A 380-nucleotide genomic window follows, 5' to 3' on the forward strand; every position below is an offset into this window, starting at 1 on the left:
TATGCCTGATGACCATAGCAAGTTGGTACCACTCCTTCCCATCCCGAACAGGACAGTGAAACGACTTTGCGCCGATGATAGTGCGGGTTCCCGTGTGAAAGTAGGTCATCGTCAGGCTCTTACAGCCAAAACGCCCGGCTAGCGCCGGGCGTTTTCTTCTCTCTCCTGCTGAGCAGGGTAGAGAAGAAAACGCAAAAAGCGTTGAAAGTGCAGCGAAAGTTGTGCTAGAATACAAGACTTCACTGATCGCAGTGAGTCGGAAGTAAAGAAGAAATTCTCTGCTTCGATCCTTAAAAATATACAGCCGATAAGCGTGGGCGTTTGAGGCGAACAGCCAAGTTCTTTGGAACTCGGCTCTTTGAAGCCAAAAACGCTCATGA

The 380-nt window shown here is 49.2% G+C and carries 1 protein-coding gene and 1 rRNA gene; one reads left to right on the top strand and one right to left on the bottom strand.

Annotation, left to right across the window (positions count from 1 at the left end):
- Positions 1-4 precede the first annotated feature (4 nt).
- Positions 5-117 (top strand): 5S ribosomal RNA (gene rrf / locus IB269_RS28925).
- A 21-nt stretch (positions 118-138) separates the two neighbouring features.
- Here rrf and IB269_RS29175 read toward each other — a convergent pair.
- The coding region (locus tag IB269_RS29175) for a hypothetical protein (RefSeq protein WP_156517040.1) at positions 139-380 on the bottom strand (242 nt) is incomplete at its 5' end.

Origin of the sequence: Delftia sp. DLF01 (assembly GCF_014852125.1) — a bacterium.
Lineage (GTDB): Bacteria > Pseudomonadota > Gammaproteobacteria > Burkholderiales > Burkholderiaceae_C > Comamonas > Comamonas acidovorans.